21 protein-coding genes and 1 pseudogene are annotated in these 24487 nt (G+C 43.6%); 9 read left to right on the top strand and 13 right to left on the bottom strand.

Annotated features, from left to right (window positions below; translation table 11 throughout):
* Window positions 1–333: 333 nt before the first annotated feature.
* From ABFV83_RS01930 to ABFV83_RS01910, 5 genes are all read left to right on the top strand, one after another.
* Window positions 334–1512 carry an ABC transporter substrate-binding protein gene (locus ABFV83_RS01930; protein ID WP_349947264.1) on the top strand — a complete coding sequence of 393 codons (1179 nt, stop codon included), beginning with the start codon at window positions 334–336 and terminating at the stop codon, window positions 1510–1512.
* Window positions 1513–1631: 119 nt separating this feature from the next.
* Window positions 1632–2513, top strand: coding sequence for a branched-chain amino acid ABC transporter permease (locus tag ABFV83_RS01925; protein WP_349947263.1), 882 nt, complete (start codon window positions 1632–1634; stop codon window positions 2511–2513).
* Window positions 2514–2523: 10 nt separating this feature from the next.
* Complete coding sequence (locus tag ABFV83_RS01920) at window positions 2524–3678, top strand: branched-chain amino acid ABC transporter permease (RefSeq protein ID WP_349947262.1); 1155 nt, start codon at window positions 2524–2526, stop codon at window positions 3676–3678.
* On the top strand, window positions 3678–4544 hold the full coding sequence (locus tag ABFV83_RS01915) for an ABC transporter ATP-binding protein (protein WP_349947261.1): 867 nt from the start codon (window positions 3678–3680) through the stop codon (window positions 4542–4544). The genes ABFV83_RS01920 and ABFV83_RS01915 overlap by 1 nt, the downstream gene beginning before the upstream one ends.
* On the top strand, window positions 4531–5241 hold the full coding sequence (locus ABFV83_RS01910) for an ABC transporter ATP-binding protein (protein WP_349947260.1): 711 nt from the start codon (window positions 4531–4533) through the stop codon (window positions 5239–5241). The genes ABFV83_RS01915 and ABFV83_RS01910 overlap by 14 nt, the downstream gene beginning before the upstream one ends.
* A 78-nt stretch (window positions 5242–5319) precedes the next feature.
* Here ABFV83_RS01910 and ABFV83_RS01905 read toward each other — a convergent pair whose 3' ends face one another.
* From ABFV83_RS01905 to rimP, 10 genes and pseudogenes are all read right to left on the bottom strand, one after another.
* Entirely contained in the window at window positions 5320–6363 is a 1044-nt protein-coding gene (locus tag ABFV83_RS01905; protein ID WP_349947259.1) for an NlpC/P60 family protein, read from the bottom strand.
* 34 nt (window positions 6364–6397) lie between these two features.
* Window positions 6398–7351, bottom strand: a complete 954-nt coding sequence (locus ABFV83_RS01900; RefSeq protein WP_349947258.1) for a bifunctional riboflavin kinase/FAD synthetase — start codon at window positions 7349–7351, stop codon at window positions 6398–6400.
* A gap of 49 nt (window positions 7352–7400) precedes the next feature.
* Entirely contained in the window at window positions 7401–8306 is a 906-nt protein-coding gene (truB, locus tag ABFV83_RS01895; protein ID WP_349947257.1) for a tRNA pseudouridine(55) synthase TruB, read from the bottom strand.
* Window positions 8307–8318: 12 nt separating this feature from the next.
* Window positions 8319–9269 carry a DHH family phosphoesterase gene (locus tag ABFV83_RS01890; protein ID WP_349947256.1) on the bottom strand — a complete coding sequence of 317 codons (951 nt, stop codon included), beginning with the start codon at window positions 9267–9269 and terminating at the stop codon, window positions 8319–8321.
* 12 nt (window positions 9270–9281) lie between these two features.
* Complete coding sequence (rbfA, locus tag ABFV83_RS01885) at window positions 9282–9644, bottom strand: 30S ribosome-binding factor RbfA (RefSeq protein ID WP_349947255.1); 363 nt, start codon at window positions 9642–9644, stop codon at window positions 9282–9284.
* Window positions 9645–9732: 88 nt separating this feature from the next.
* The gene (gene infB, locus ABFV83_RS01880) at window positions 9733–12894 is read right to left on the bottom strand and encodes a translation initiation factor IF-2 (protein WP_349947254.1); all 3162 of its coding nucleotides are present in this window, start codon (window positions 12892–12894) and stop codon (window positions 9733–9735) included.
* An 82-nt stretch (window positions 12895–12976) separates the two neighbouring features.
* Window positions 12977–13279 (bottom strand): annotated as a pseudogene (locus ABFV83_RS01875) (ribosomal L7Ae/L30e/S12e/Gadd45 family protein); the annotation flags it as partial.
* Window positions 13272–13541, bottom strand: a complete 270-nt coding sequence (locus ABFV83_RS01870; RefSeq protein WP_349947253.1) for a YlxR family protein — start codon at window positions 13539–13541, stop codon at window positions 13272–13274. The gene ABFV83_RS01870 and the pseudogene ABFV83_RS01875, both read right to left, overlap by 8 nt.
* A gap of 48 nt (window positions 13542–13589) precedes the next feature.
* Entirely contained in the window at window positions 13590–14765 is a 1176-nt protein-coding gene (gene nusA, locus ABFV83_RS01865; RefSeq protein WP_349947252.1) for a transcription termination factor NusA, read from the bottom strand.
* 29 nt (window positions 14766–14794) lie between these two features.
* Window positions 14795–15262: a ribosome maturation factor RimP gene (gene rimP, locus ABFV83_RS01860; protein ID WP_349947251.1), complete on the bottom strand. Its 468-nt coding sequence runs from the start codon at window positions 15260–15262 to the stop codon at window positions 14795–14797.
* Window positions 15263–15585: 323 nt separating this feature from the next.
* Here rimP and ABFV83_RS01855 point away from each other — a divergent pair, with 323 nt between their 5' ends.
* On the top strand, window positions 15586–16353 hold the full coding sequence (locus tag ABFV83_RS01855) for an ATP-binding cassette domain-containing protein (RefSeq protein WP_349947250.1): 768 nt from the start codon (window positions 15586–15588) through the stop codon (window positions 16351–16353).
* Window positions 16346–17143 carry an ABC transporter permease gene (locus ABFV83_RS01850; protein WP_349947249.1) on the top strand — a complete coding sequence of 266 codons (798 nt, stop codon included), beginning with the start codon at window positions 16346–16348 and terminating at the stop codon, window positions 17141–17143. The genes ABFV83_RS01855 and ABFV83_RS01850 overlap by 8 nt, the downstream gene beginning before the upstream one ends.
* Window positions 17144–17293: 150 nt before the next feature.
* Here the strand turns inward: ABFV83_RS01850 and ABFV83_RS01845 are convergent, their stop codons facing one another.
* Window positions 17294–17716 carry a DUF6508 domain-containing protein gene (locus ABFV83_RS01845; RefSeq protein ID WP_349947248.1) on the bottom strand — a complete coding sequence of 141 codons (423 nt, stop codon included), beginning with the start codon at window positions 17714–17716 and terminating at the stop codon, window positions 17294–17296.
* Between the two features lie 212 nt (window positions 17717–17928).
* Between ABFV83_RS01845 and ABFV83_RS01840 the strand changes: the two genes are divergently transcribed.
* Window positions 17929–18852: a tyrosine-type recombinase/integrase gene (locus ABFV83_RS01840; RefSeq protein ID WP_349947247.1), complete on the top strand. Its 924-nt coding sequence runs from the start codon at window positions 17929–17931 to the stop codon at window positions 18850–18852.
* Window positions 18853–18943: 91 nt separating this feature from the next.
* A complete protein-coding gene (locus ABFV83_RS01835) occupies window positions 18944–20215 on the top strand; it encodes a hypothetical protein (protein WP_349947246.1) in 1272 nt (423 codons plus the stop codon).
* On the opposite strand, the gene ABFV83_RS01830 is transcribed toward ABFV83_RS01835, so the two are convergent.
* On the bottom strand, window positions 20201–22624 hold the full coding sequence (locus tag ABFV83_RS01830) for a hypothetical protein (RefSeq protein ID WP_349947245.1): 2424 nt from the start codon (window positions 22622–22624) through the stop codon (window positions 20201–20203). The genes ABFV83_RS01835 and ABFV83_RS01830 overlap by 15 nt on opposite strands.
* 459 nt (window positions 22625–23083) lie before the next feature.
* Window positions 23084–24487 (bottom strand): FAD-binding oxidoreductase, encoded by a 1404-nt coding sequence (locus ABFV83_RS01825; protein ID WP_349947244.1) that lies wholly within the window; start codon window positions 24485–24487, stop codon window positions 23084–23086.

Here is a 24487-nt window from a genome sequence, read left to right as displayed (position 1 = left end):
ATCAAGGGTCCGGGCTCCCTGTTTTATGGGTCAAGCGGATATTCGCAATCCGCTTCGCTACTTGCTCATAACCGAATAGCAGCTATCGCTGCTTGTCAGGTGGAGCTTGTACTCCACCTGATACAAGCAAGTCCCACACACACTTAACGCTTTTCGTATTTGAAGTGGGGGACTTACTTGATTCGGTTAAATTAATATTTTTCTTTATATTATTATTTTCTTTCATTTTTTTCTTGCACTTTTGTGATCTTCTGTATATAATATAATGCAACGTGTATCTGCTACAGAGACAGTTGTGTTTGCACTAGATACATATAAAGGAGGATAATCATTATGAAATTAAAAAAAGTATTTGCAATCACTCTTGCAGCATGTATGACTGCCAGCCTGATTGCCGGTTGCAGCACTGGTTCCTCATCTTCTGCTTCCGATGGTGAAAAGGTCGTTAAGATCGGCGTGTTCGAACCTACCACCGGAGAAAACGGGGGCGGCGGGTTACAGGAAGTCCTGGGAATGCGCTATGCAAACAAGACCCATCCAACGGTTAAAATCGGTGGAGAAGAGTATCAGGTAAAACTGGTGGAAGTGGATAACAAATCCGATAAAACGGAAGCAGTCAACGCAGCACAGAAGCTTGTCAGTGAAAAGGTCTCCGTTGTGCTTGGAAGCTATGGCTCCGGTGTTTCCATTGCCGCAGGACAGATATTTGCAGATGCAAAAATTCCTGCCATAGGCGCCTCCTGTACCAACCCTCAGGTAACCCAGGGAAATGATTTCTATTTCCGGGTATGCTTCCTGGATCCGTTCCAGGGTACGGTCATGGCCAATTATGCCAATGACAACGGGGCAAAGACGGCTGCCGTCATCACCCAGTTAGGAGATGATTATTCCTCCGGCCTTGGTTCCTTCTTCAAAACAGCATTCACAGAATTAGGCGGCACTGTTGTAAGCGAAGAACAGTTCCAGACCAACCAGACCGATTTTAAGGCGATCCTTACAAACATCAAGGCTCAGAATCCTGACATCATCTTTGCACCTTCTTCCATAACCACGGCTCCTCTCATCATCAAACAGGCCCGTGAACTTGGAATTACAGCTACCATCGCTGCAGGCGATACATGGGAGAATTCCACCATCATTGAAAACGCCGGCAATTCCGCAGAAGGCGTTGTTCTTTCCACCTTCTTTGACGAAGCAGAGCCGGCTAATGAGGAAGCAGCTGCCTTCATCTCCGGCTTTAAGAACTATTTAAAGGAAAATAAGCAGGACGAAATCATCCCGGCCGTATCTGCACTGGGCTATGATGCTTACCTCAGCGCATTAAAGGCAATTGAAACCGCAGGCTCCACAGACGGCGCTGCCATCTGTGAAGCATTAAAAGGCGTATCCATTGACGGCGTTACCGGAAGCATTTCCTTTGATGAAAATGGAGATGCAAAAAAAGACATGGCCTTCATCAAGACCATTGAAGACGGCAAGTTCAAATTTTTAACGACTACTACGGTAAAATAATATTAAGATACCGTGATAACGCAGTCATTACCAGATGAGTGGGGACGTATTTCCTTCCCCACTCGTTCCATTTGCACAAGCAATATTCCATACTCAACAGATAGGAGGCATTTCGCCACATGAGTCTTACAACCTTTTTCCAGCAGTGCCTGACCGGTATCTCCCTGGGCGGCGCTTATGCGCTGATTGCCATTGGCTATACCCTGGTTTACGGTATCCTGCGGCTCATTAACTTCGCCCACGGCGACATCTTCATGATGGCAGGTTACTTTATGATATTTGCCATGGCAAGTTTTCCATGGTACATTTCCATTCCAGTGGTTTTACTGGTCACCGTATTATTAGGGGTATCCATTGAACGGGTAGCTTACCGCCCTTTACGCACCGCTCCCAGAATGTCCGTCATGATCTCTGCCATCGGCGTCTCTTACCTTTTGCAGAACCTGGCAACCTATCTGTTCACGGCTCTGCCAAAGGGATATCCGGAAATTCCGTTTCTAAAGAAGATCTATCAGATCGGCGGCCTTTCCGCATCCTTTGTCACATTCTTAACGCCGGTCCTGACTCTTATTATTGTTTACGGGCTTATTACCCTGATCAATAAGACAAAAATTGGCATGGCCATGCGCGCAGTTGCAAAGGATTATGATACTGCCGCCCTTATGGGGATCAAAATCAACCGCATCATCACCTTTACCTTTGCTATTGGCTCTCTTTTAGCTGCTGTCGGCTCCGTACTTTATTTTACGGACCGTATGACCGTATTCCCATTCTCCGGCTCTCTGCCTGGCTTAAAATGCTTTGTTGCCGCAGTATTCGGCGGTATCGGCAGCATTCCAGGTGCCGTGATTGGAGGCTTTATCCTTGGTCTTGGCGAAACCGCCCTGGTAGCCATGGGATATTCTACCTTCAGTGACGCATTTACCTTTGTTCTGCTAATCATCATTCTCCTGATCAAGCCTACGGGACTGTTCGGCGAGAAGACGACCGATAAAGTGTGAGGTGCCCCCTATGAAGAAAAACACAGTTTCCAAAAACAAACTTTATACTCTGGCCGCTCTTTTAGTCATCATCGGCCTGCTGGCTTTTTTACAGGCTAACACTTCCAGGTACAGCTATCAGATCTCCATCCTGGAACGGAGCGCCATTTACGCGGTCGTTGCCGTTTCCATGAACCTGCTTACCGGTTTTACCGGATTATTCTCCTTAGGCCAGGCCGGTTTCATGGCAATCGGAGCCTATACCGTAGCCATCCTTACCATTCCTGTTGACAGCAGAGCAAGTGTTTACTACGTTAACGGCATCTCTCCTGCTATCGCAAACTTGCACTGTCCTTTCTGGCTGGCCCTTATTATTGCAGGACTCATTGCCGCAGCCATGGCCGCCCTAATCGGCATTCCGGTTCTCCGGTTAAAAAGTGATTATCTGGCCATTGCCACCCTGGGCTTTTCCGAGATCATCCGGGCTGTCATTGCGGCACCCCAGTTAGACAGGATCACCAACGGTTCCTACGGTTTAAAAAGCATCCCCGGTTTTCCCAACCTGTTTACAGCCTTTGGGCTCCCGGTCCTTTGCATCCTTTTAATGGTCCTTCTCATTAATTCCTCTTATGGGCGGGCGTTTAAGGCTCTCCGTGAAGATGAGGTGGCCGCCCAGGCCATGGGGCTGAACCTATTCCGTTACAAGGAGCTGGCCTTTGTCATCTCTTCCTTTTTCACAGGCGTAGGAGGCGGACTTCTGGCCATATTCATGCGCTCCATTGACTCAAAGACCTTTTCCATCAATCTGACCTACGATATCCTGCTGATCGTAGTCCTTGGAGGAATCGGAAGCATTACGGGAAGCATTATCGGCGCCTTCCTGGTCACCGCTGGAAGGGAATGGCTCCGTTTCTTTGATAATCCTCTGGTTATCGGGGGATTTGAAGTCCCCCTGTTCCGCTCCGGTTTCCGTATGGTCATCTTTTCTATTTTATTGATGGTGGTCGTGCTCTTCTACCGCCGCGGAATTATGGGCAGCAACGAATTCTCCTGGGAAGGGCTTGGACGGCTTATCCGCAGCATTCCATCCAGGCTGAAGAGAAAAAGCAAAGCACAGAAGCACCCTGCGGGTATACCTTTATCTCCAGAAAGCGTGGACAGCAATAAGAAAGGAGATAACGCATAATGTCAAATACAGCAAATACGACCATTAACGTGCTCCACATGCAGGACATTACCATGCAGTTCGGCGGCGTTGTGGCTGTAAACGGTCTGACCCTTGATGTAAACCAGGGAGAGATCGTGGCTTTGATCGGCCCCAACGGTGCGGGTAAGACAACGGCATTTAACTGTGTTACCGGTATTTATGAGCCTACCTTCGGACAGGTGGATTTTATGGGAGAAACCATTCTTTCCAACACTCCAAAGGGAAAAATGAAAAAAAACTATCTGGGAGAAGTAGCGCCAAGACCCATTCCTGTGATCAGCAGCACACCGGATGTGATCACAAAAAAGGGCATTGCCCGTACCTTCCAGAACATCCGGCTTTTCGGACAGCTGACCGTATTCGATAACGTGCTCATTGCAAAGCACATGCGCGCAAAGCAGAATGTATTTTCCGCAACTCTCCGGTTAAACCGCAGGGAAGAGGAACGGATGCGGGCGGAGACCACTGCCCTTTTAGAGGAACAGAACCTGCTTCATTTAAAGGATGAAATCGCTTCCTCCCTTCCCTATGGCTTACAAAGGTGCCTGGAAATTGCCAGGGCCCTTGCAACGGAACCAAAGTTTCTGCTTCTTGATGAGCCGGCAGCAGGCATGAATCCCCAGGAAACCCAGGAGTTAACGGATTTTATTAAAAAGATCCGGGATTCCTACCATCTTACGGTTTTCATGATCGAACACCATATGGATCTGGTCATGCAGATTTCGGACCGCATCTATGTTCTGGATTTCGGCAAGCTGATCGCACAGGGAACGCCTGAGGAGATCCAGAACAATGAACGGGTAATTGAAGCATATCTGGGGGTGAGCGACGATGCTGAAGATTGATAACTTGCGAGTGAATTACGGCGGAATCGAAGCCGTTAAGGGAATTTCCTTTGAAGTGCCGGATAAGAGCATTGTGACCCTTATCGGGGCCAATGGAGCCGGAAAAAGTACGACTTTAAAGTCCATAGTAGGGCTGGTAAAACCGTCTGCTGAAAGCAGCATCACCCTGGATGGGGAAGAATTGATCGGCAAAGATACGCCGGATATTATATCTAAGGGAATTGCCCTGGTGCCGGAAGGGCGCCATGTGTTTCCGGATATGACTGTTATTGAAAATATCAAGATCGGAGCCTACTTAAGAAATGACGATCTTAGGGAAGATATTAACTGGGTCTATGATTTATTTCCCAGGCTGAAAGAGAGGAGCTGGCAGCTTGCCGGTACCCTTTCAGGAGGTGAACAGCAGATGCTGGCAGTTGCCAGAGCTCTTATGAGCCATCCAAGGATCCTAATGATGGATGAACCCTCACTGGGGCTTGCTCCGCTGATTGTAAAGGATATTTTCTCCATTATCCGTGAGATCAACAAAAAGGGTGTGACCGTGCTTCTTATTGAGCAGAACGCCAATATGGCCCTTCATACGGCTGATATCGGCTATGTGCTGGAAACCGGGTGCATCACCATGAAAGGGTCCGGGAAAAAGCTGTTGGCCGACGAGTCGGTAAAAGCGGCTTATCTTGGAAAAAAGAAAGACTAAAATAAAGGTTGCAGACCGGCATCCCCTTTCTTATGGGGCGTCAGTCTGCAACCTTTTCATTTGTTTTACTTATCATTGTCACGGGATCACCCGCCGTATGGTGACCGGCTTCCTGTAATTCCAGGAGGAGATTTTGATCCCGCTCCTGCTATTTGCCGCATGGACGATCTTTCCCTTTCCAATATACATGGCCACATGGTCGATTTGCCTTCCGCTTGCATAGAACAGCAAGTCGCCAGGCTCCATGCTGGAAGCAGGTATGACCTCTCCCTCTTCGGCCTGCTGCCTGGAGGTACGGTCTAAATGGACTCCAGCGGCATGTTCCATTACATACTGGATAAAACCGGAGCAGTCCGCCCCTGTATTGGGATTGGTGCCGCCCCACCGGTATGGGTTCCCTACAAACCCGACCGCATAGTTTACGACCTGATTTCGGAGGTCACTGCATTTTTCCGCTTCAGGTATGGTATATGCGACCGTGGCATTTTCCGGTATATAGGCATAAGCTTTCTGACCCTTATACTGGATTGTTGCCCATCCCCCTTTGTTGGAGATAAAAGGATAGGTTTCACCTTCGTGAATCCTGCCCAGTACTTCAGAATCCGTATTCGGTTTGCTGCGGACCCGAAGGGTCTCAGTGTCTACCCGGAGCATCAGCTTCATGTCATAGTAGGCAATTGCTCTGGCTTCCTGTCCGGTAGTCAGATATTTTCCGTATACATAACCGGTTATCTGCCCTGACTTTATTTTATACCAGCCATTTTCTTCTGACAGCACGCTGCTGCCGGCATGGTTTTTTAATTTCCCCACGATTTCCGCATCATTCTTTGGTTCTTTCCTGATGTTCAAGGAATCCTCCACCACACTCACTCCAAGATTCTGAAATATTGAGTTGAAGGTTCCATACCTCACTTTTTCCTGCGTAAGACCGGCCGGCGTTTCCGCTCCTGCCTGTTTCATGGATTCCTGATATTGATCCATATAGACCGAAATGCCTGCTACTGGCGAACCGGTCTTGACAGAAGGCTCTGATTTTGCGGCCTGTACATCTGCTGTTCCTATCCATACGGCGCTGCCGCATGCAATAGCAAAGCCTAGTACCTTCCATGCTTTGTCAGTCATATGCACTTTCCTTCGCAAGTTTTGGCCTTTCCTTTTACAAATGAGTGATTTGCTGATCTGAAAGGGCTTTTAAATACCGCATCCCGTATTCTCTATCCTTTCCAATCTGTGCCTTTAATTGTTCCAGCCCTTCAAATTTCCGTTCAGGACGGATGAAATGCAAAAGCTGTACTTCTATAGTCTTTCCATAAATATCATCATTTATACCATAAATAAATGTTTCTGCTCCAACAGGTGAAATTCCCTCCACCGTGGGCTTTTTTCCGATATTAGTAATACCTCCATAATAAGTACCGTCAACATATACTTTGGACACATACACGCCGAATAAAGGAAGGTGTTTCTCCGGCGGGGGCATGATATTGGCCGTGGGGAATCCCAGAACAGCCCCTCCGATGTGGTTACCGTGAACTACGGTTCCATGTATGGCATACGGCTCTCCCAAAAGCTCGTTGGCCTTTTCCATATTTCCGGCATCCAACTGTTCCCTGATGTAGGTACTGCTGATATCCCGGTGCTCATCCTGCTCTTTTGGAATAACCATCAGTTCATATCCATACCGGTCCTTCCACTGGGAAAGGCTGTCCGCATTTCCGGCTCCTTTATAACCAAAGGAACAATCCGTGCCAACTACGATAATCCTGGCGTTCATCTGACCTGCCAGAACACGCTTTACGAATTCCTCCGGCTCCATATGGGAGGTTTCCTCTGTAAAGGGATACTCCACTAGATAATCAATACCGATCTTTTCCAGATTATTTTTTCTCTCCAGATTGGTAGTAATAACCTTCTGGGGACTTCCTGTCATAAGTACATTAGGGGACATATCAAAGGTAAGGACAGCCGTCTTATACCCTTTTTCTTCCTTTATCTCACCCATCCGCTTTAACAGCTTCTGGTGGCCTCTGTGGCGTCCGTCAAATTTCCCCAGAGTTACAACTGCAGGCTCTTTAATCTGAAATTCTCTGGTTCCGGCTATATATTCCATGATTCATTTCCTCTCTCTTGCCCGGCTTCTCAAGGCATATAGGGATCCCTTAAGGCGCTCCTCCCAAAAATACCTTTTGAGGCTTAAGAAGCTTCTTCTCTCTGTCAGGTCCGTAAACACCGATGAACTGGTTTCTGCTGTCATATACTCTTACAGGCCCGTCAGGAAACCAGGAATCTCCCTCAGCCTGGTTTCTGTAAAATGGGTTTCCATTGTGGACCAGCTTATCAAAATCCGGCTTCATCTTAAGAGCCGGATATTCTGAAAACACCTTGTCCACAGCGAGGATGTGTTCTTCCAGGGTTCCCTCATCCCGAAGTTCCTCGATCCTGGCCAGGGTCAGGCTGTCCTTTAAGCAAAACCCGGAAACCTGGGTACGGAGAAGGGATTCCATGCAGCCCCCGCAGCCAAGCTTTCTTCCGATATCATAACAAAGGGTCCGGATATAGGTTCCCTTGGAACAGGTTACGGTCATGGTTACCCGGGGAAGCTCGATCCGGTCTACACTGATCTCCAATATTTCCACAGGCCGGGCTTTCCGCTCCACTTCTTTTCCGGCTCTGGCCAGCTCATAAAGCTTTTTTCCATCCACCTTTAAAGCCGAATACATGGGAGGTATCTGATCGTAATGGCCCAGAAAGCTTAGTACGGCTTCCTTCACCTGAGTCTCATCTATATTAACCGGATATTCCGCCAGAACTTTTCCCGTGGTGTCTTGGGTATCGGTTTCCCTGCCAAGAAGCAGGACTGCCTCATAAGTTTTGGTCTTATCCGTCAGCATATCGCAAAGCTTGGTCGCCTTTCCCAGGCATACGGGCAGCACTCCTTCTGCCATTGGGTCCAGGGTTCCTGTATGTCCTATCTTTTTCTGCTTTAAAATACCTCTCATTTTCGCCACAACGTCATGAGAGGTAAATCCTTTTTCCTTGTATACATTGATAATGCCGTCTGCCATAGCTCCTGTCTCCTAGTTAAGCTGTTTTGCAATCTGGTTCGACAGATTGTTGATCACGTCATGAACGCTTCCTGCCATGGTACAGCCGGCCGCTTTTTTATGACCGCCGCCGCCGAAATAAACGGCAATTTTGCTCACATCAAGATCCGTGGTGGAGCGCAGGCTCACTTTATACTCCCTGCATGAGACCTCATACATGAATATGGCGCATTCCACACCCTCTGTGATTCGAAGCTGATCAATGATTCCATCCATATCTGCACCGGTAACACCGTAAAAATCCATATCCTTTTTGCTTACGGCGCTGAAAATACACCGGCCGCCATGAAAGGTTATGCTCTCTAATAAAGCCCTGCCAAGAATCTGGTTCTGGATATAGGTCTTCCGGTAAAAGCTGTCATCGATGATCTTTGAAAAGTCGATGCCCTTTTCCATCAGCTTTCCTGCAATCTCCATGGTTTTCTTCGAGGTGCAGTCATATTTAAACACTCCGGTATCATGGATGATGCCGGTATAAATGCATTCCGCGACTTCTTTGGATATCTTATTTTCATCCAAAAGGCCGTAGAGCACCTCACAGGTGGAACTGGCATCATCCTGTACTATATTCTCTTCTGCGTATCTTAAATTGGTAACATGGTGATCCACACAGAGACTCTTTTTGGCGGCAGTGAAGAACTTTAATGCCTCTCCGAACCGGAGCGTATCGCTGCAGTCAAGGCAAACACAGAGATCATATTCCTTATCCTCTGAAAAGTCGCTGACAATGCAGCCAAAATTCTTAAGATAATCAAACTTTGAAGGAGGGGTCTCAAGATAAACCACAGCCTCCACTTCCGGATGATTCTCCTCCAGGTAGTTGTAAGCCGTCAGACAGGAACCAACACAGTCTCCATCCGGACGGACATGACCGATGATTGCTACCGTTTTTACATCTTCAAGCACTGTGTCAAAAAAACTCACAAGGGCACCTCCCTAATCTCTGATATCTTTTGTTACCTCGTCTATCAATTTGGACATATTTACTCCATACTCAATGGACTGGTCCAGAATAAACTTGATCTCCGGCGTGTTGCGAAGGTTCACTCTCCTTGCCAATTCACGGCGGATGTAACCTTCTGCACTCTTTAATCCTTCAATGGTAGCCTTTCCGGCCTCCTCATCTCCCAGAATACTGATATATGCCTTGCAGTATTTTAAATCTGGAGTAACCTGGACGTCAACCACGGTAGTCATGGGATGGATTCTTGGGTCTTTGATTTCCAGACGGATAATCTCGCTTAATTCCCTCTGGACCTCCATGTTGATTCTTGTATTCTTTATACTATTTTTACGCATGTTATTCCTTTCGCTTTTTGTCCGCATTTTCAAAAAGACCAGCCCGCAGTTACGGGCTCATCTTTTCAAAATTCCAGGATGCAGGTTCCTAGCGGGGAACCTCTACCATGGCATATGCTTCGATCATATCGTCTTCCTGGATATCATTAAACTTCTCAAATACAAGGCCGCACTCGTAACCTGTTGCAACTTCCTTCACATCATCCTTAAATCTCTTTAAGGAAGCCAGAGGACCTTCGTAAATCTTATCACCGTTACGTGTAATACGGACGCTGCAGCCTCTCTGGAATTTCCCATCCATTACGTAGGAGCCTGCAATGGTGCCTACGCCGGAAGCCTTAAAGGTCTGGCGCACGATTGCATGGCCGATGACCTTCTCTTCAAATACAGGATCAAGCATTCCCTTCATAGCTGCCTCTACGTCCTCAATGGCCTGATAGATTACCTTGTAAAGCCTCATATCCACTTTTTCCCGGTCCGCTATGGATTTTGCAGTCACATCCGGTCTTACGTTAAAGCCGATGATGATCGCATTAGAAGCGGAAGCCAGTGAAACGTCAGACTCATTAATTGCGCCTACGCCTCCGTGAATTACCTTTATCATAACCTCTTCGTTAGACAGCTTCACAAGGCTCTGCTTTACCGCTTCCACGGAACCCTGTACGTCCGCCTTTACGATGAGCGGAAGCTCTTTGATGTTACCGGCTTTGATCTGGCTGAATAAATCATCCAGTGATAACTTAGCTTTTGTATCTTCCAGTAATTTATTCTTACCTTCGGAAATAAATGTCTCAGCAAAGCTTCTTGCTTCTTTCTCATTTTCAGTTCCAACCAGGACTTCGCCTGCATTGGGAACATCGTTAAGTCCTAAAATCTCAACCGGAGTGGATGGACCTGCTTCTTTTACTCTGCGGCCCTTGTCATCCATCATGGCGCGGACTTTTCCGTAACAGGAGCCTGCGGCAACTGTATCGCCCACATGAAGAGTTCCCTTCTGTACCAGTACGGTAGCAACCGGTCCCTTGCCCTTATCAAGCTCTGCCTCGATAATAAGACCTCTTGCCCGGCGATCCGGGTTAGCCTTTAATTCCTTTACTTCTGCGGTGAGAAGGATCATTTCCAGAAGTTCTTTGATGCCCTCTTTGGTATGAGCTGAAACCGGAACAAATACGGTGCTTCCGCCCCAATCTTCAGAAATAAGTTCATATTCAGACAATTCCTGCTTTACCCTGTCAATATTAGCACTTGGTTTATCAATCTTATTAATAGCAACAATGATCTCCACTTCGGCTGCCTTGGCATGGTTGATTGCCTCTACAGTCTGAGGCATCACGCCGTCATCGGCTGCTACTACAAGAATTGCGATATCGGTAGACTGAGCGCCTCTCATACGCATGGCAGTAAAGGCTTCGTGTCCGGGAGTATCCAAAAATGTGATCTTCTCTCCTTTTACTTCAACAGTATAAGCACCAATATGCTGTGTGATTCCGCCTGCCTCTCTGGAGGTTACATGGCTCTGGCGGATGGCATCAAGAAGTGAGGTTTTACCATGGTCAACATGGCCCATAACGCAGACTACCGGCGGTCTGGAAACCATATCTGTCTCATTTTCCTCTTCCTCTTTCAGCAGTTCCTCAATAACATCTATTTTTATTTCCTTCTCGCAGAGAACATCATATCCCATTGCGATCTCTTCTGCCTGATCAAAATCGATTTCCGTATTAAGCGTAACGATCTTACCCTGTAAAAACAGCTTCTTTACAATGGCAGATGGCTGAAGCTTCATCTTCTCAGCCAGCTCCTTAATGGTCATAACCTCCGGAATCGTTATGGTCTTTATCTCTTCTACCTTAGGCTCTACATGCACTGGGGGCTGAACCGGAGTTTTTAATGGCTTTCCACCCTTGCCCTGTGCTCTTTTCTTAGCCTCATCATCTTTATCTCTTTTATCAAATCTGCCATTTTTATAAGCGTTCTTTGTGGCCCTGTTGCTGGTAGGCTTTGCCTGGATGGGAGTATCAAAGGAACCTGTCTTTGAAGCGCCATCTCTGCCTGTACGTGGTCCCTGTGGTCTTCCGTCACGGTTTCCCTGGTAGCCTCCCTGGCCCTGCGGTCTTCCGTCACGATTTCCCTGATAGCCTCCCTGGCCCTGCGGTCTTCCGTCACGATTTCCCTGATAGCCTCCCTGGCCCTGCGGTCTTCCGTCACGATTTCCCTGATAGCCTCCCTGGCCCTGCGGTCTTCCATCGCGGTTTCCCTGGTAGCCTGGTCTTCCGTCACGGTTTCCCTGGTAACCTCCCTGGCCCTGCGGTCTTCCGTCACGATTTCCCTGATAGCCTCCCTGGCCCTGCGGTCTTCCGTCACGGTTTCCCTGGTAGCCTCCCTGGCCCTGCGGTCTTCCATCACGGTTTCCCTGATAGCCTCCCTGGCCCTGCGGTCTTCCATCACGGTTTCCCTGATAGCCTCCCTGGCCCTGCGGTCTTCCATCGCGGTTTCCCTGATAGCCTCCCTGGCCCTGCGGTCTTCCGTCACGGTTTCCCTGGTAGCCTCCCTGGCCCTGCGGTCTTCCGTCGCGGTTTCCCTGGTAGCCTCCCTGGCCCTGCGGTCTTCCATCGCGGTTTCCCTGGTAGCCTCCCTGGCCCTGCGGTCTTCCATCACGGTTTCCCTGATAGCCTCCCTGACCCTGCGGTCTTCCGTCACGGTTGTCACGGTTGCCCTGGTAGCCTCCCTGGCCCTGCGGTCTTCCGTCACGGTTGTCACGGTTGCCCTGGTAGCCTCCCTGGCCCTGCGGTCTTCCGTCACGGTTGTCGCGGTTTCCCTGATAGCCTCCCTGGGGTCTTCCGCCTTCCCGGCTTCCTGTATTCTGTTCTCTTGAATGTTCAGGAGTTCCTGATAAAGACTGCTCTGTTACCTGACGGTTTCTTTGCTCCCCGCTTTGACGGTCAGACTGATAAGATCTTCCCTTCTGTGTCTGGGAATGCTGTCCCTGAGGGTTCATCTGCGCGTTCTGCGGTCTGAATACCGCCGCGATCTTTTTCTTCGGCGCATCGGAATCATCCCCGGCCGGTGCATTGGATTGAGCCGATGAGGTTCCCCGATTGTGGCCGCCCACTTCCTTTTTCACGATTGCCGCCTGCTCATCCGTAACGTTGGAAGAACTCTTTAAATTTATATTATGTTTCTCCAAGATATCCAGTATTTCCTTACTACTGTCTTTTCCCAGTTCTTTTGCCAGATCATATACTCTCATGCTTTCCTCCATTCTGTGCGCGCTCTGCAGCACATACCGGTAGATGTGAAAGGTCCTCTTCACACTCACTACCGACCTTTGTATTCATCAGTTTCACGACTGCCTTTGCAAACCCATGATCCACGATAGCTAAAGATGCTCGCATCTCCTTACCCATAGCGTGGCCCAGTTCATCTTTTCCCCCAAAAAAGTAGATTGGAACCTTATAGTAAGTACACATATTGGTAAACATTTTCTTAGTATTCTCCGAGGCTTCCCCGGAAATGATCACTAACGATGCTTTCCCACTTTTTACGGACTTTTCTGTCATGAATTCTCCGCTTACAGTCTTTCCTGCTTTTGTGGCCAGACCAATCAGATTAAGGATCTTTTGTCTGTCATTCAAACTGCTCCATCTCCTTTTCCAATGCTTCGTATACTTCTTTCGGAATCGCCATCTTGAAGGAACGCTCAAGCCCTTTGTTTTTTACTGCCTTCTTAAAACATTCCATAGAAGGACAGAGGTAAGCTCCCCGTCCGTTTTTACGTCCGGTTGCATCAAGAAGAATCTCATCCTCTGAGGTTTTCAGAACACGAATCATTTCTTTTTTATTTTTCATCTCACCACAGCCGATGCACTGTCTGAGCGGTAATTTCTTTGTACTCACGTTTTCCATCACTTCCTGTTTTTTATTCTGGTAATCACCAGCCGGGTCTTATTCCTGATAGCCGTCCTGATCCTCTTCCTGGTAGTACTGCGTTTCGCTGTTTCCGCCGTCATGGTATTCATTTTCATAGCTTTCATATCCGGCTCCTGCTTCCTGATAATCAAGCCCCAGTTCTTCAAACAGGCCGAGCTCTCTTGCCTGTGTCTCGCTCTTAATGTCAATCTTATATCCGGTAAGCCGGGCTGCAAGCCTTGCGTTTTGTCCTTCCTTACCGATGGCCAGTGATAACTGGTAATCAGGAACAATAACCTGTGCTTCCTTTGATTCCTCATCTGCAACAACGCAGATAACCTTTGCCGGGCTTAATGCGTTTTCAATTAAGTAGGCCGGATTCTCATCCCAGTTAATGATATCGATTTTCTCTCCTCTTAACTCATTCACTATGGAATTGACCCTTGCACCGTTTAAGCCTACGCATGCGCCCACCGGATCCACATTGGCATCATTGGATTTAACAGCAATTTTTGTCCTTGATCCTGCTTCCCTTGCAATTGCCTTGATTTCCACGGTTCCGTCCTTTACTTCTGCGACCTCGGATTCAAACAGGCGCTTTACAAGATCCGGATGGGTTCTGGATACGGAAATTCTTGGGCCCTTTGGAGTGTCCTTTACTTCCAGAACGAACACTTTGATTCTTTCTGTAGGCTTAAATACTTCTCCTTTTACCATTTCTGTTTCATTCAGGATGGCATCCACCTTACCTAAATTAATGCTTACATTCCTGCCTAAATATCTCTGCACAATTCCTGTGACAACTTCCCTCTCCTGGCAGTACCAGTCGTTAAAAAGAGATTTTCTGCCTTCCTCACGGATCTTCTGCAGGATTACGTTCTTTGCATTCTGTGTGGCAATTCTTCCAAACTTTTTGGAGTCAATCTGGCAATGGATCACATCGCCGATATCGTACTTAGGATCTGCCATTTTTGCATCTGCCAGGCTGATCTGCAGCAGGGGATCTTCAACTGTTTCCACCACTTCTTTTTCTGCAAATACATTAAAATCACAGGTTTCACGATTGATGGTGACCTTGACATTATCCGCTTTTCCGAAATGGTTCTTGCACGCCGTAAGGAGAGAATTCTCAATTGCCTCTAACAGGGTGTCCTTGCTGATATTATTCTCCTTCTCCAGAATATTCAGTGCTTCTAACAGTTCCTTATTCATTTTTTTATCCTCCTAATATCTCTTACTGTTTAGAAATCAAATGCCAGCCGGATCAAAGCGATTTCCGGGCGGTTCAACACAAGCTCTATTCCGTCTTCCTGGGTAATGGTCACTGTTTCCCTGTCATAGGATGTAAGCGTTCCTGTAAAATCCTTTTGTTTGTTTAATGGTTTATATAACTTAATATCCACGTCTTTTCCGATACTTCTCTTAAAATCCTTATCTTTTTTAAGCGGTCTTCCAAGCCCTGGAGAGCTGACCTCTAAAATGTAACTGTCCGCAATAAAATCCTTTTCATCCAGCCAATCTCCCAGTCTTCGGCTTATGGTTTCACAATCATCCACCGTAATTCCGCCTTCTTTATCTATATAGGCCCGCAGATACCAGTTTCCTGCCTCCTTTACGTACTCTACATCAACCAGTTCATAATTGTTTTCTTCCATAAGGGGCAGCAAAAAGCTTTCTGTCTTTGCCTCGTACTCTTCTCTCCTCGCCATCTATCTCCCACCTTTCCAAACAAATTTAAAGAGTGGACTTTCGCCCACTCTTTATCATTTTAACTGTCATGTTATCTTAGACAGTATAACACCGTTTATTCCCCATTGCAAGGGTTTTTTCTTATTTTCCCAGCATTTCCGCCATATATTCCGCCATTTTTATCAGCCTTTCCTGTAACCGGGTCCAAAATCAGGCTGTGACAGAAAAAAACAGCAATCCGGCATTTTGTATTAAGGATGGGAAGGCCCAGTCCTTCACACTCCTTTTTTTTGTACATATCATAACATTATATCAGATCAAATCTGTCATATAAGGAGGACCCATGAAGCCAAAACTGGAAGTTCGCGGGATCAGTTACTCCTATCATTCCCTTGAGGGTGAGACACTGGCCCTTTCCAATATATCTTTTACTGCAGATAACGGGGAATTCCTTGCAATTGTCGGTCCATCCGGCTGCGGGAAATCAACCCTTCTATCTCTTCTTAGCGGATTATTAGTTCCAGACGAAGGAGAAATCTTAATTGACGGCGTCTCCCAGGCAAAATCCGGCGTCAATATCGGTTACATGCTGCAGCGGGACCACCTTTTTGAATGGCGTACCATTATGGGAAATGCCGAACTGGGGCTGGAAATTCAGAAAAAGCGAAATAAAAGCTCCAAAGAAAAGCTGCATCAGATGCTCCATACTTATGGCCTTGGAAGCTTTGAGCAGGCAAAGCCGTCTGAACTGTCCGGAGGCATGCGGCAGCGTGCCGCACTGGTCCGTACCCTGGCCCTGGATCCGGACCTTCTTTTATTAGACGAACCATTTTCCGCATTGGACTATCAGACCAGGCTTTCCGTCTGTGATGATATCAGTTCCATTATAAAAAGCACTCATAAAACTGCGATTCTTATTACACATGACCTTTCTGAAGCCATCAGTGTTGCCGACAGGGTCATCGTACTGACAAGCAGGCCGGGCAAAATAAAAGCCATTATACCCGTTTCCTTTGGGGATAACTATATACGGCCTCTGACACGGCGGAACATGCCGGAATTTTCTGTTTACTTTAATCAGGTATGGAAGGAGCTGCAAAATCATGGTTGAGACTCATCCCACCTTAGCCCAACAGGAGTTTATTGAAAAGGAAAAGCTGCACCGGCGCAATGTCCGGGTATGGCGTACCATGCTGCTGGTACTGCTTCTTTCTCTATGGGAGTTGTGTGCAAGACTGGGCATGATCAATGACTTCATATTCAGCTCTCCTTCCCGTATGACCACCTGTTTTTTTAATATGGTAGTGGACAAAAGTATTTTTATGCATATCGGGGTAACCGTGATGGAAACCCTCATAAGCTTTGCTCTGGTCACCGTCTCCGGCCTGCTGATCGCTGTTCTGTTATGGTCCAGCCGCAGCGTATCGGAAGTACTGGAGCCTTATCTTGTCGTGCTTAACAGCCTTCCAAAATCCGCCCTTGCTCCCATCTTAATTGTATGGCTGGGCAACAACATTAAGACCATTATTGTCGCCTCCATTTCCGTGGCAGTTTTTGGATGCATCATGACGCTCCATACCGGTTTCTCCCAGGTGGATCCTGACATGATAAAGCTGATCTATTCCCTTGGCGGAACAAAAAAGGATGTTCTTTTCAAGGTACTGCTTCCCGGTTCTGTACCCCTCATCATCAGCAATACAAAGGTCAATATCGGGCTTTGTCTGGTTGGCGTTATTATTGGAGAATTCTTGGCGGCGAATAAGGGACTGGGATATTTGATTATTTATGGAAGCCAGGTGTTCCAGATGGATCTGGTGGTGATGAGTATTGTGATCCTTTGTATTGTATCGGCGATTTTGTATCAGGGGATTACTTTGCTGGAGAAGAAAATTAAGTTTTAGATTTCACTTGATAAAAGGAGGTCTTGCAGTATATGAATCATGCTGTAAAACCTCCTTTTATCCATTTCTCACTTCACTACCTGCTTTTATTATCAATCATATGCTTGCATTTACTGATAATTATGTTTACTTAATAGAACATCAGGAAATCTATTTCCGAGAATCTATATCCTTTAATCTATTCAACCATTTTTCAAAACAGCCGCTTTTAAAGAAGTCCAGTAACGCTCCATCACAGAACCTCTCAGCGCGAACAGCTCCTATGATGAGAGCCATGATACACTGAGCATCTAATGACGACACCTCTGCATCTTTCATAGATTCAATTCCCCATTGAAGACCATTCTTTTCTAAAATCTCTCCATAGCGATTTAATTCCATATCTTTATTTTCATCTATGCATCTATATACATCTTGAATGAATGTACTGACAAAATCTGAGTACTTAACAAATGGCATTTGAATTGGGTTTTCTACGGTTCCTTTATTTTTCTTATCAATTATCCAGTTACCGTACTCAGCTTTTGTAAGTTGTGATATATATTTTGTTAATATTACAAATCTCTCTGCCATACACTACACCTCCTAAAATATAACTTTATCTTAATTAATAAGCCTTTTTCCTAAATATCTATTGTTTATATACTATTCCAAAATGTATTATTTTTCTATTTCATATTATATAAAAGCTACTACATCGATTTAATTTTACTATTTTATTTCATAGACATTCAGTGAAAAAAACATCATAATGTATTCTAACTAATTCTAGGAGGACATAATGAATGTTAAATTATACACAACTCACTAAGCATTATCTTGAATATTGTCAATATCAAAAAAAACTAAGCGAAAAAACCCTGAAAGCTTACCGTATTGATATTACGCAATTTCAAAGATATATGATGCGTACTGAATATGATGGTATCAAAAACCTTCTATCTTCTTATATTACATATTTACATAAAGAATATAAACCCAAAACAGTAAAAAGAAAAATAGCTAGCATTAAGGCCTTTTTTACATGGTTGGAATACGAAGAAACTATTAAAGAGAACCCTTTTTCTAAAATTAATTTAAAATTTCATGAGCCCAAAGTTCTTCCTAAAACGATTTCCTTTGACGTCATTGAACATCTGTTACAAACAGCCTACAATGAGCCCACAAATATAAATGTTACGGCATACCAAAAACAAGTTCATCTGCGAAATATTGCAGTATTAGAGTTATTGTTTGCAAGTGGTATGAGAGTTTCGGAACTTTGTTCATTAAAGACAGATGATATTAATTTGAGGAACGGTGAAATTCGAATCTGGGGAAAAGGTGCAAAAGAACGAATTGTTACAATTGCCAACCCAGAAGTACTTAAAATCATCAGAGAATATCGCTCAACTTTTAATGGGCAAAACGATTCTATAGAATATTTGTTTATAAACAGAAAAGGAAAACGGCTTTCAGAACAATCTGTTCGTATCATAATTAATAATTATACAAAAAAAGCAAATATCTGTAAACATTTGACCCCACATATGTTTAGACATTCCTTTGCAACACTGCTTCTGGAAGAAGATGTTGATATACGTTATATACAGCAAATTTTAGGGCATAGCTCCATAACAACAACACAAATTTATACTCATGTATCCACTAAAAAGCAAAATGATATATTGAGTATAAAACATCCAAGAAATCATATGTGTGTGAAATGAGACTAAAGGCCAAGTGCATTATAATGATGCTCGGCCCTTATTTGAATGAAAGATAATAAGTAATTATCCTCTATTCAATATGGAGGTCTTTATGTCAAAATATTTACCTATTTTTGAATTGTTGTGTACTGATATGGCGAAAAGAGAGAAGTCTGCGCTTCCCTTGTGTGCAGCTGAAAATGTTGTATCTCCTTTTGCGAAAATTGCATTGGATTCTTTTATTCAAGAGAAATATATTATGGGTGGAGTTCACGATTTTGATGCCGATAATAATTTTATGGAAGCCGAATTGCTCTTTAAATTTTATCAACTAATTAACACGCAATGTATAGAACTTTATCATAGTTTATACGCGGATCCTCGAGCATTGTCAGGTGTTAATGCCGTTATGGTACTTTTAATGAGCATATTTAAAGAAGGTGATACACTCCTTATTTCTTCCGAAGACAGTGGAGGACATAGCTCCATGGCTCTTATTTGTAAGCGATTAGGGATTTCCACCATAGAATTACCTTTTGATTATTGTACGATGGATTTTGACTATGATTCCATAAATCATATTCTAAAAACAAAAAAAATACATGGCGTGCTTATTTGTCCTTCAGATCTGCTTTGGCAACCTAAATTAGAGAACTTAATTTTACCACCGGATTGTACTCTAATTTATGATGCAACTCAAACATTAGGCTTGATGCCACATGGGGCAAATGAGAACCCTCTGCTAAAATTTCCTGATGATGCTCGATTCATTCTCATGGGGGCGACACATAAGACAATACCTGGGCCAACCTGTGGGCTTATTATGACGAGAAACATTGAACTGGCAAAAAGCTTTGATAAAAAAATAAATCCAGATTATTTACGAAATGTTCAGTTTCACCATGTACTTAGCTTAGCCTTAGTCCTCATGGAACTTGAAGTATATGGTAAAGCTTATAGTGAAAAAATTATATATAATGCTAATTACCTTGGTAAGAAATTAGAAAAAAACGGATTTAATGTCATTAAAGACGAGAAAGGACTCTACACCACAACTCACCAACTGTTTTTACCTATGTCAATTACGCATCTAGAAACATATGTAAAAAGATGCAAAGAATTGGGGATAACACTAAATGCTAGATATAAAAAATTATATCGAAATGCAGGAATTCGCTTGGGGCTACAAGAAGTTACACGGTATGGTTGGGGCAATAATGAAATGGATGAAATCGCCGATATTATGACAGCAATTTATTATAACAGCTCCGACAATCGATTAATTGAAAACAAAATATCTAATCTTGCAAAAAACAAAAAGGTTTACTATACCTTTGAAGAAGAAGTCCTTTGCAAGATAGATAAAATATTACATAACAGTTAATTTTAAAATTCCCGGACTATCAATCTGTTTCACTAAATCATAATAATTATTTTGTTTGCAGTAAATTAAAAATTCTTGTAGTGGCTTTTCATCAGACAGAAGAAATTTTACATACGCAGCATATGCTGAATTTATTAGTAAGTCTGCTTCTTTAACTTTTTCATATTCATCTTCAACAATGTGAAATTGTTTTTTGCGCCATGCAGCAGAATTCTGCGGGGAGGACCACAATGTCAAGATTTTCCCTAAACGGGAACAACACGCTAGATTTATATCTTTGTTTTCCTCAGCAAAGTCAATTGCTTGGTCGTATAAATGTAAAATAGCGTTGATATCATGTTTGGCTGTTTTTTCTTCATTTTGTATACGCATTAACTCAGCCTTTTCAAAATAAAAATCATAGATTATGCGCCATCTGGTCTTCTCCAGTTGTTCTAAGCATGAGTTAATTATATTTAATGCCTCATGAGAGTTGTTTTGAATCTTCCAATAGTAATTTGCGATATGCCTCTGCATATGCACTTGTTCCGGACTGTTCTTTTCAGCAGTGTCACGAAGCATTTGTATTGTAGATTCATAAGGAAAGCTTTTATTTCCCCAAAACAAATGAATCGCCATGTGTGAATAAAGCACTCTGACGCGCATAGTTTGGGTCAATTTTTTTTCAGACAGTCTTTGTAGAATGCTATCTGCTAAGGGCAAATTATCACCCTTATGTTTGATGCAGTGAGCCTTAAGGTACAAAAATCTATTCATATAATCTTCTTTTATATTTTCCTTTTGAGATAAAAGAGCGTCAATTTCGTCTAAAGCTAAATCAAATTGATTGCTAAGATGGTGTAAATCAATTATTAAATACTGCATCTCAAACCCCAATAAGTCATTAGTTTTGCGAAGTGAGGGCAAAGAAATTTCAGAACTTTCATAACGTTTTAATTCATCTATTGCCTGAGAATACTGCCCCAATTGTAGTAATGAATTTAGATGATAGTATCGAAATTCGTTATTAAATTCTTTGTTTTCATTTAAATATACTAGTTTGTTTTCTTGATCCAACCTCCCGAGTTTTACAAAGAAAAAAAAGTCGTTTTGTGCATATTTCTTCCTGAATATGTCCTTAGGAACATTTAGTTCTTCTTGAACATGTAGCATAAGCATTGCCGTTAATGCAATATCACTTTCTGTATCTTTCTTAAAATAAAAAGAACAAATATCTTTAAGAACATCATCGGGGTATCCAAACTGTCGGCAATATCCTGCTACGAGACTATCCATTCGAATATATGATTTTTGATGCTGCTTATATTCATGGGCTAAGGCTGTATCTAAAACTGATGAAAGATGGTCTTCCGGAGATTCAGAAATATCTAATATGTCTTTCTTTGGAATTCCTCCTTCATAGCAGAGATTTAAATATGATAAATAAACAACAATCTTTTTCTGGTCAGCGAGCGTTTCAAATTGATTCTTAATGACATGCTGAATATCTTCAATATTGGATAATTGAAACGACGTTTGTGAGACTTTAGTGTCAAAAAGCATTCTGACATAAGACGGTATTCCACCAGAAATACGAAGAATTTGCTGTTGCTCTTCGGATGATAACGGTTTATTGTAAACTTGGGAAAGTTCTTGGATATGCATTTCGCCAAACAGGGGCGGTATTAAAGCATCTGACTCTTCGATTTTTGTATCTACAGTTATAACCAAAATAATCTTTAAAAAAGCACTTTTGTATAAAAGTGCATGTGCGGCTTCAATTGCAGCACGGCTTTGCTCCTTACATATATTATCAATAATAAGCAAGACCTTGGAACGATAGCTAGCCTTTTTAATAAAACGAACAACTTTTTCACATGTATTTAAGGAATCATCATTATGTAAAATTTGACTAATACACAAAAATATATCATTTTTATTCCCATCTATCGGAACGTAGTAAGCGGAATATTGTTTTTCTTCTGGATAATTCTTTAATAAGTTGCCCATCCTGATATTTCTATTTACATCATCGGCAAATCTTTTTATTAATATACTTTTACCTCGGCACATACCACCCTTCAGAAAAAAAAGTGCACCATTATCCTTATTATCCCTCTCCAAAAATGAAAAAAGAATACTGCGCTCCTGTACACGATCAACGAAATATTCATCTCGGCAATATGTTTCAGGTTTTAACACAGCTTTTCGTAATTTAACGGAAAAGCAACCAAAAAGCACTGTAAGCATCCAACTACTAACATTTAAAAGTGGCGTTTCTGCATCTAGGTAGTTCGATAAAGGCTTTGGAATTTCTATGACTAAGAGAGAGTTATATGTTAATAACGGCAAGAAAATTGGAATTGCCGAAATAAAAATAAATACTATAAATAAGGTGAATGCAATATAATTAAAATGCCGATTACGCATATCGTTTTCCTCCAAGAGCATACATGATAATTACTTATTATCCTTTATTTAGAATAATAACATAATACATCAACATTTGCACTATGTTTCAACAATAAAACATATCTTTTCTTATTAGTCACTGCTCCACAAACACCTATCCAAAATATATCTGACATATCATAGCTTGAGTTCAAATTAGTAGCTCTAAATACAAAATTTATTAGTAAAAGCACCCTTTCCAACCAAATCATTTCGTACCCACAGCCCTTCCAGATGGATCTGGTGGTAATGAGCATTGTAATACTGTGTATCGTATCGGAAATTATGTATCAGGGGATTGCATTGCTGGAGAAGAAAATCAAATTTTAGTTTTTTAGAAAGAGCTTTAGCCTTATGGATTGGAATTTATCCATAAGGCTTAAAGCTCCTTTATTATATAACTCACGTTCCCTGTACTATTTTAAAAAACAAATCCCGTTACATTTGGGCAATCTTATGAGGATTTAAAATATTATTAGGGTCAAACACCTTTTTTATTCCGTTCATCAGATTCAGATTCACCTCCGGCAGCGATTCCCTAAGATAAGGCTTCTTAGCAAAACCAATCCCATGTTCTCCGGAAACCTGACCACCCAGCTTCCTGGCCTTTTCATAAACCTTCTCCATAGCTGTGCTCATGCGTTTTTCCCATTCGCCGTCGCTTAAATCATCTTTAAGCATATAGGCATGGAGATTCCCGTCTCCTGCATGTCCGAAGCTCTTAATCCTTAACTCACATTCTTCTTGGAGGCCATGAAGATAAGTGACCATTTCATTGACTGAGCTTCTTGGAACCACCATATCAACCTCATCCATATAGGTGGTAGAGCCTTTGATGGCTTCCAGGAATGCTCCCCTGGCCTTCCAGATGGATTCTTCTCTCTCCTCAGTATCAGAAATCAGAACATCTAAAGCACCCTGTTCCAGGCATAGCTTTGCAACACTGTCATATGCCTTTTCAATTTCTTCTGCCGAATTTCCGTCAAATTTTAAGAGCAGATAAGCATCTGACTGTTTATCCGGAAATGCCTTTCCTAAATACTGCTCTGCATCAATAATAACTTCCCGCTGCATGAATTCAATGGCTGTTGGAATGGTCTTTGATTTGACAATTAAAGGAACCGTATTGATTGCATGATCCAGGGTAGGGAAAGGAATCAGCAGGCTGATCACCATCTTGGGGCGGGGAATCAGCTTTAACGTGGCCTTTGTAATAAAACCGAGAGTTCCCTCAGCTCCGATCATTAAATCCTTAAGGGCATACCCGGAGCTGTTTTTTACGACCTTACCTCCGAATTCTGTAATCTCACCACTTGGAAGGACAACTTCCAGCCCCCTTACATAGTCACGTGTCACTCCATATTTTACGGCGCGCATGCCTCCTGCATTGGTGCTGATGTTCCCCCCAATGGTAGCAGACTTTTCGCCCGGATCCGGCGGGTAGAACAGATCATGATCTTCCACGTAAGCAGAAAGCTCCATCAGCAGAACACCTGGCTCCACCGTAATTGTCAGATTATCCTCATCCAGTTCAAGTACCTGATTCATTAATGTGGTATCAATCATGATTCCGTGTTCCATTGCGACAGATGATCCTACCAGGCCGGTACCGGCACCCCTTGGAGTCACTGGTATGACATTTTTATAAGCATACTTCATAATTTCAGATATCTCTTCTGCTGATTTTGCTTTCACTACAATGTCAGGATAGCTGCTGGTACCGCTTAATTCATCATGGCTGTACTCTTCATTAATAAAATCACCGGTCAGAATACGCTCGTCGTCCGGAATGATACTTTTTATGTAAGCAATATCATCTTTATCCAGTTTCTTATATTCCAT

The organism is Lacrimispora sp. BS-2 (assembly GCF_040207125.1).
In the GTDB taxonomy this organism is placed as follows: Bacteria; Bacillota; Clostridia; order Lachnospirales; family Lachnospiraceae; genus Lacrimispora.
Note: the sequence above shows the minus strand (reverse complement) of the source record. Positions and strands in the feature narration are given on the sequence as shown.

What these genes read in the sequence shown, in the direction of transcription:
- ABFV83_RS01930 (WP_349947264.1), top strand. Translation starts at nt 334, where the DNA reads ATGAAATTAAAAAAAGTATTTGCAATCACTCTTGCAGCATGTATGACT.
- ABFV83_RS01925 (WP_349947263.1), top strand. Translation starts at nt 1,632, where the DNA reads ATGAGTCTTACAACCTTTTTCCAGCAGTGCCTGACCGGTATCTCCCTG.
- ABFV83_RS01920 (WP_349947262.1), top strand. Translation starts at nt 2,524, where the DNA reads ATGAAGAAAAACACAGTTTCCAAAAACAAACTTTATACTCTGGCCGCT.
- ABFV83_RS01915 (WP_349947261.1), top strand. Translation starts at nt 3,678, where the DNA reads ATGTCAAATACAGCAAATACGACCATTAACGTGCTCCACATGCAGGAC.
- ABFV83_RS01910 (WP_349947260.1), top strand. Translation starts at nt 4,531, where the DNA reads ATGCTGAAGATTGATAACTTGCGAGTGAATTACGGCGGAATCGAAGCC.
- ABFV83_RS01905 (WP_349947259.1), bottom strand. Translation starts at nt 6,363, where the DNA reads ATGACTGACAAAGCATGGAAGGTACTAGGCTTTGCTATTGCATGCGGC.
- ABFV83_RS01900 (WP_349947258.1), bottom strand. Translation starts at nt 7,351, where the DNA reads ATGGAATATATAGCCGGAACCAGAGAATTTCAGATTAAAGAGCCTGCA.
- truB (WP_349947257.1), bottom strand. Translation starts at nt 8,306, where the DNA reads ATGGCAGACGGCATTATCAATGTATACAAGGAAAAAGGATTTACCTCT.
- rbfA (WP_349947255.1), bottom strand. Translation starts at nt 9,644, where the DNA reads ATGCGTAAAAATAGTATAAAGAATACAAGAATCAACATGGAGGTCCAG.
- infB (WP_349947254.1), bottom strand. Translation starts at nt 12,894, where the DNA reads ATGAGAGTATATGATCTGGCAAAAGAACTGGGAAAAGACAGTAGTAAG.
- nusA (WP_349947252.1), bottom strand. Translation starts at nt 14,765, where the DNA reads ATGAATAAGGAACTGTTAGAAGCACTGAATATTCTGGAGAAGGAGAAT.
- rimP (WP_349947251.1), bottom strand. Translation starts at nt 15,262, where the DNA reads ATGGCGAGGAGAGAAGAGTACGAGGCAAAGACAGAAAGCTTTTTGCTG.
- ABFV83_RS01855 (WP_349947250.1), top strand. Translation starts at nt 15,586, where the DNA reads ATGAAGCCAAAACTGGAAGTTCGCGGGATCAGTTACTCCTATCATTCC.
- ABFV83_RS01850 (WP_349947249.1), top strand. Translation starts at nt 16,346, where the DNA reads ATGGTTGAGACTCATCCCACCTTAGCCCAACAGGAGTTTATTGAAAAG.
- ABFV83_RS01845 (WP_349947248.1), bottom strand. Translation starts at nt 17,716, where the DNA reads ATGGCAGAGAGATTTGTAATATTAACAAAATATATATCACAACTTACA.
- ABFV83_RS01840 (WP_349947247.1), top strand. Translation starts at nt 17,929, where the DNA reads ATGTTAAATTATACACAACTCACTAAGCATTATCTTGAATATTGTCAA.
- ABFV83_RS01835 (WP_349947246.1), top strand. Translation starts at nt 18,944, where the DNA reads ATGTCAAAATATTTACCTATTTTTGAATTGTTGTGTACTGATATGGCG.
- ABFV83_RS01830 (WP_349947245.1), bottom strand. Translation starts at nt 22,624, where the DNA reads ATGCGTAATCGGCATTTTAATTATATTGCATTCACCTTATTTATAGTA.
- ABFV83_RS01825 (WP_349947244.1), bottom strand. Translation starts at nt 24,487, where the DNA reads ATGGAATATAAGAAACTGGATAAAGATGATATTGCTTACATAAAAAGT.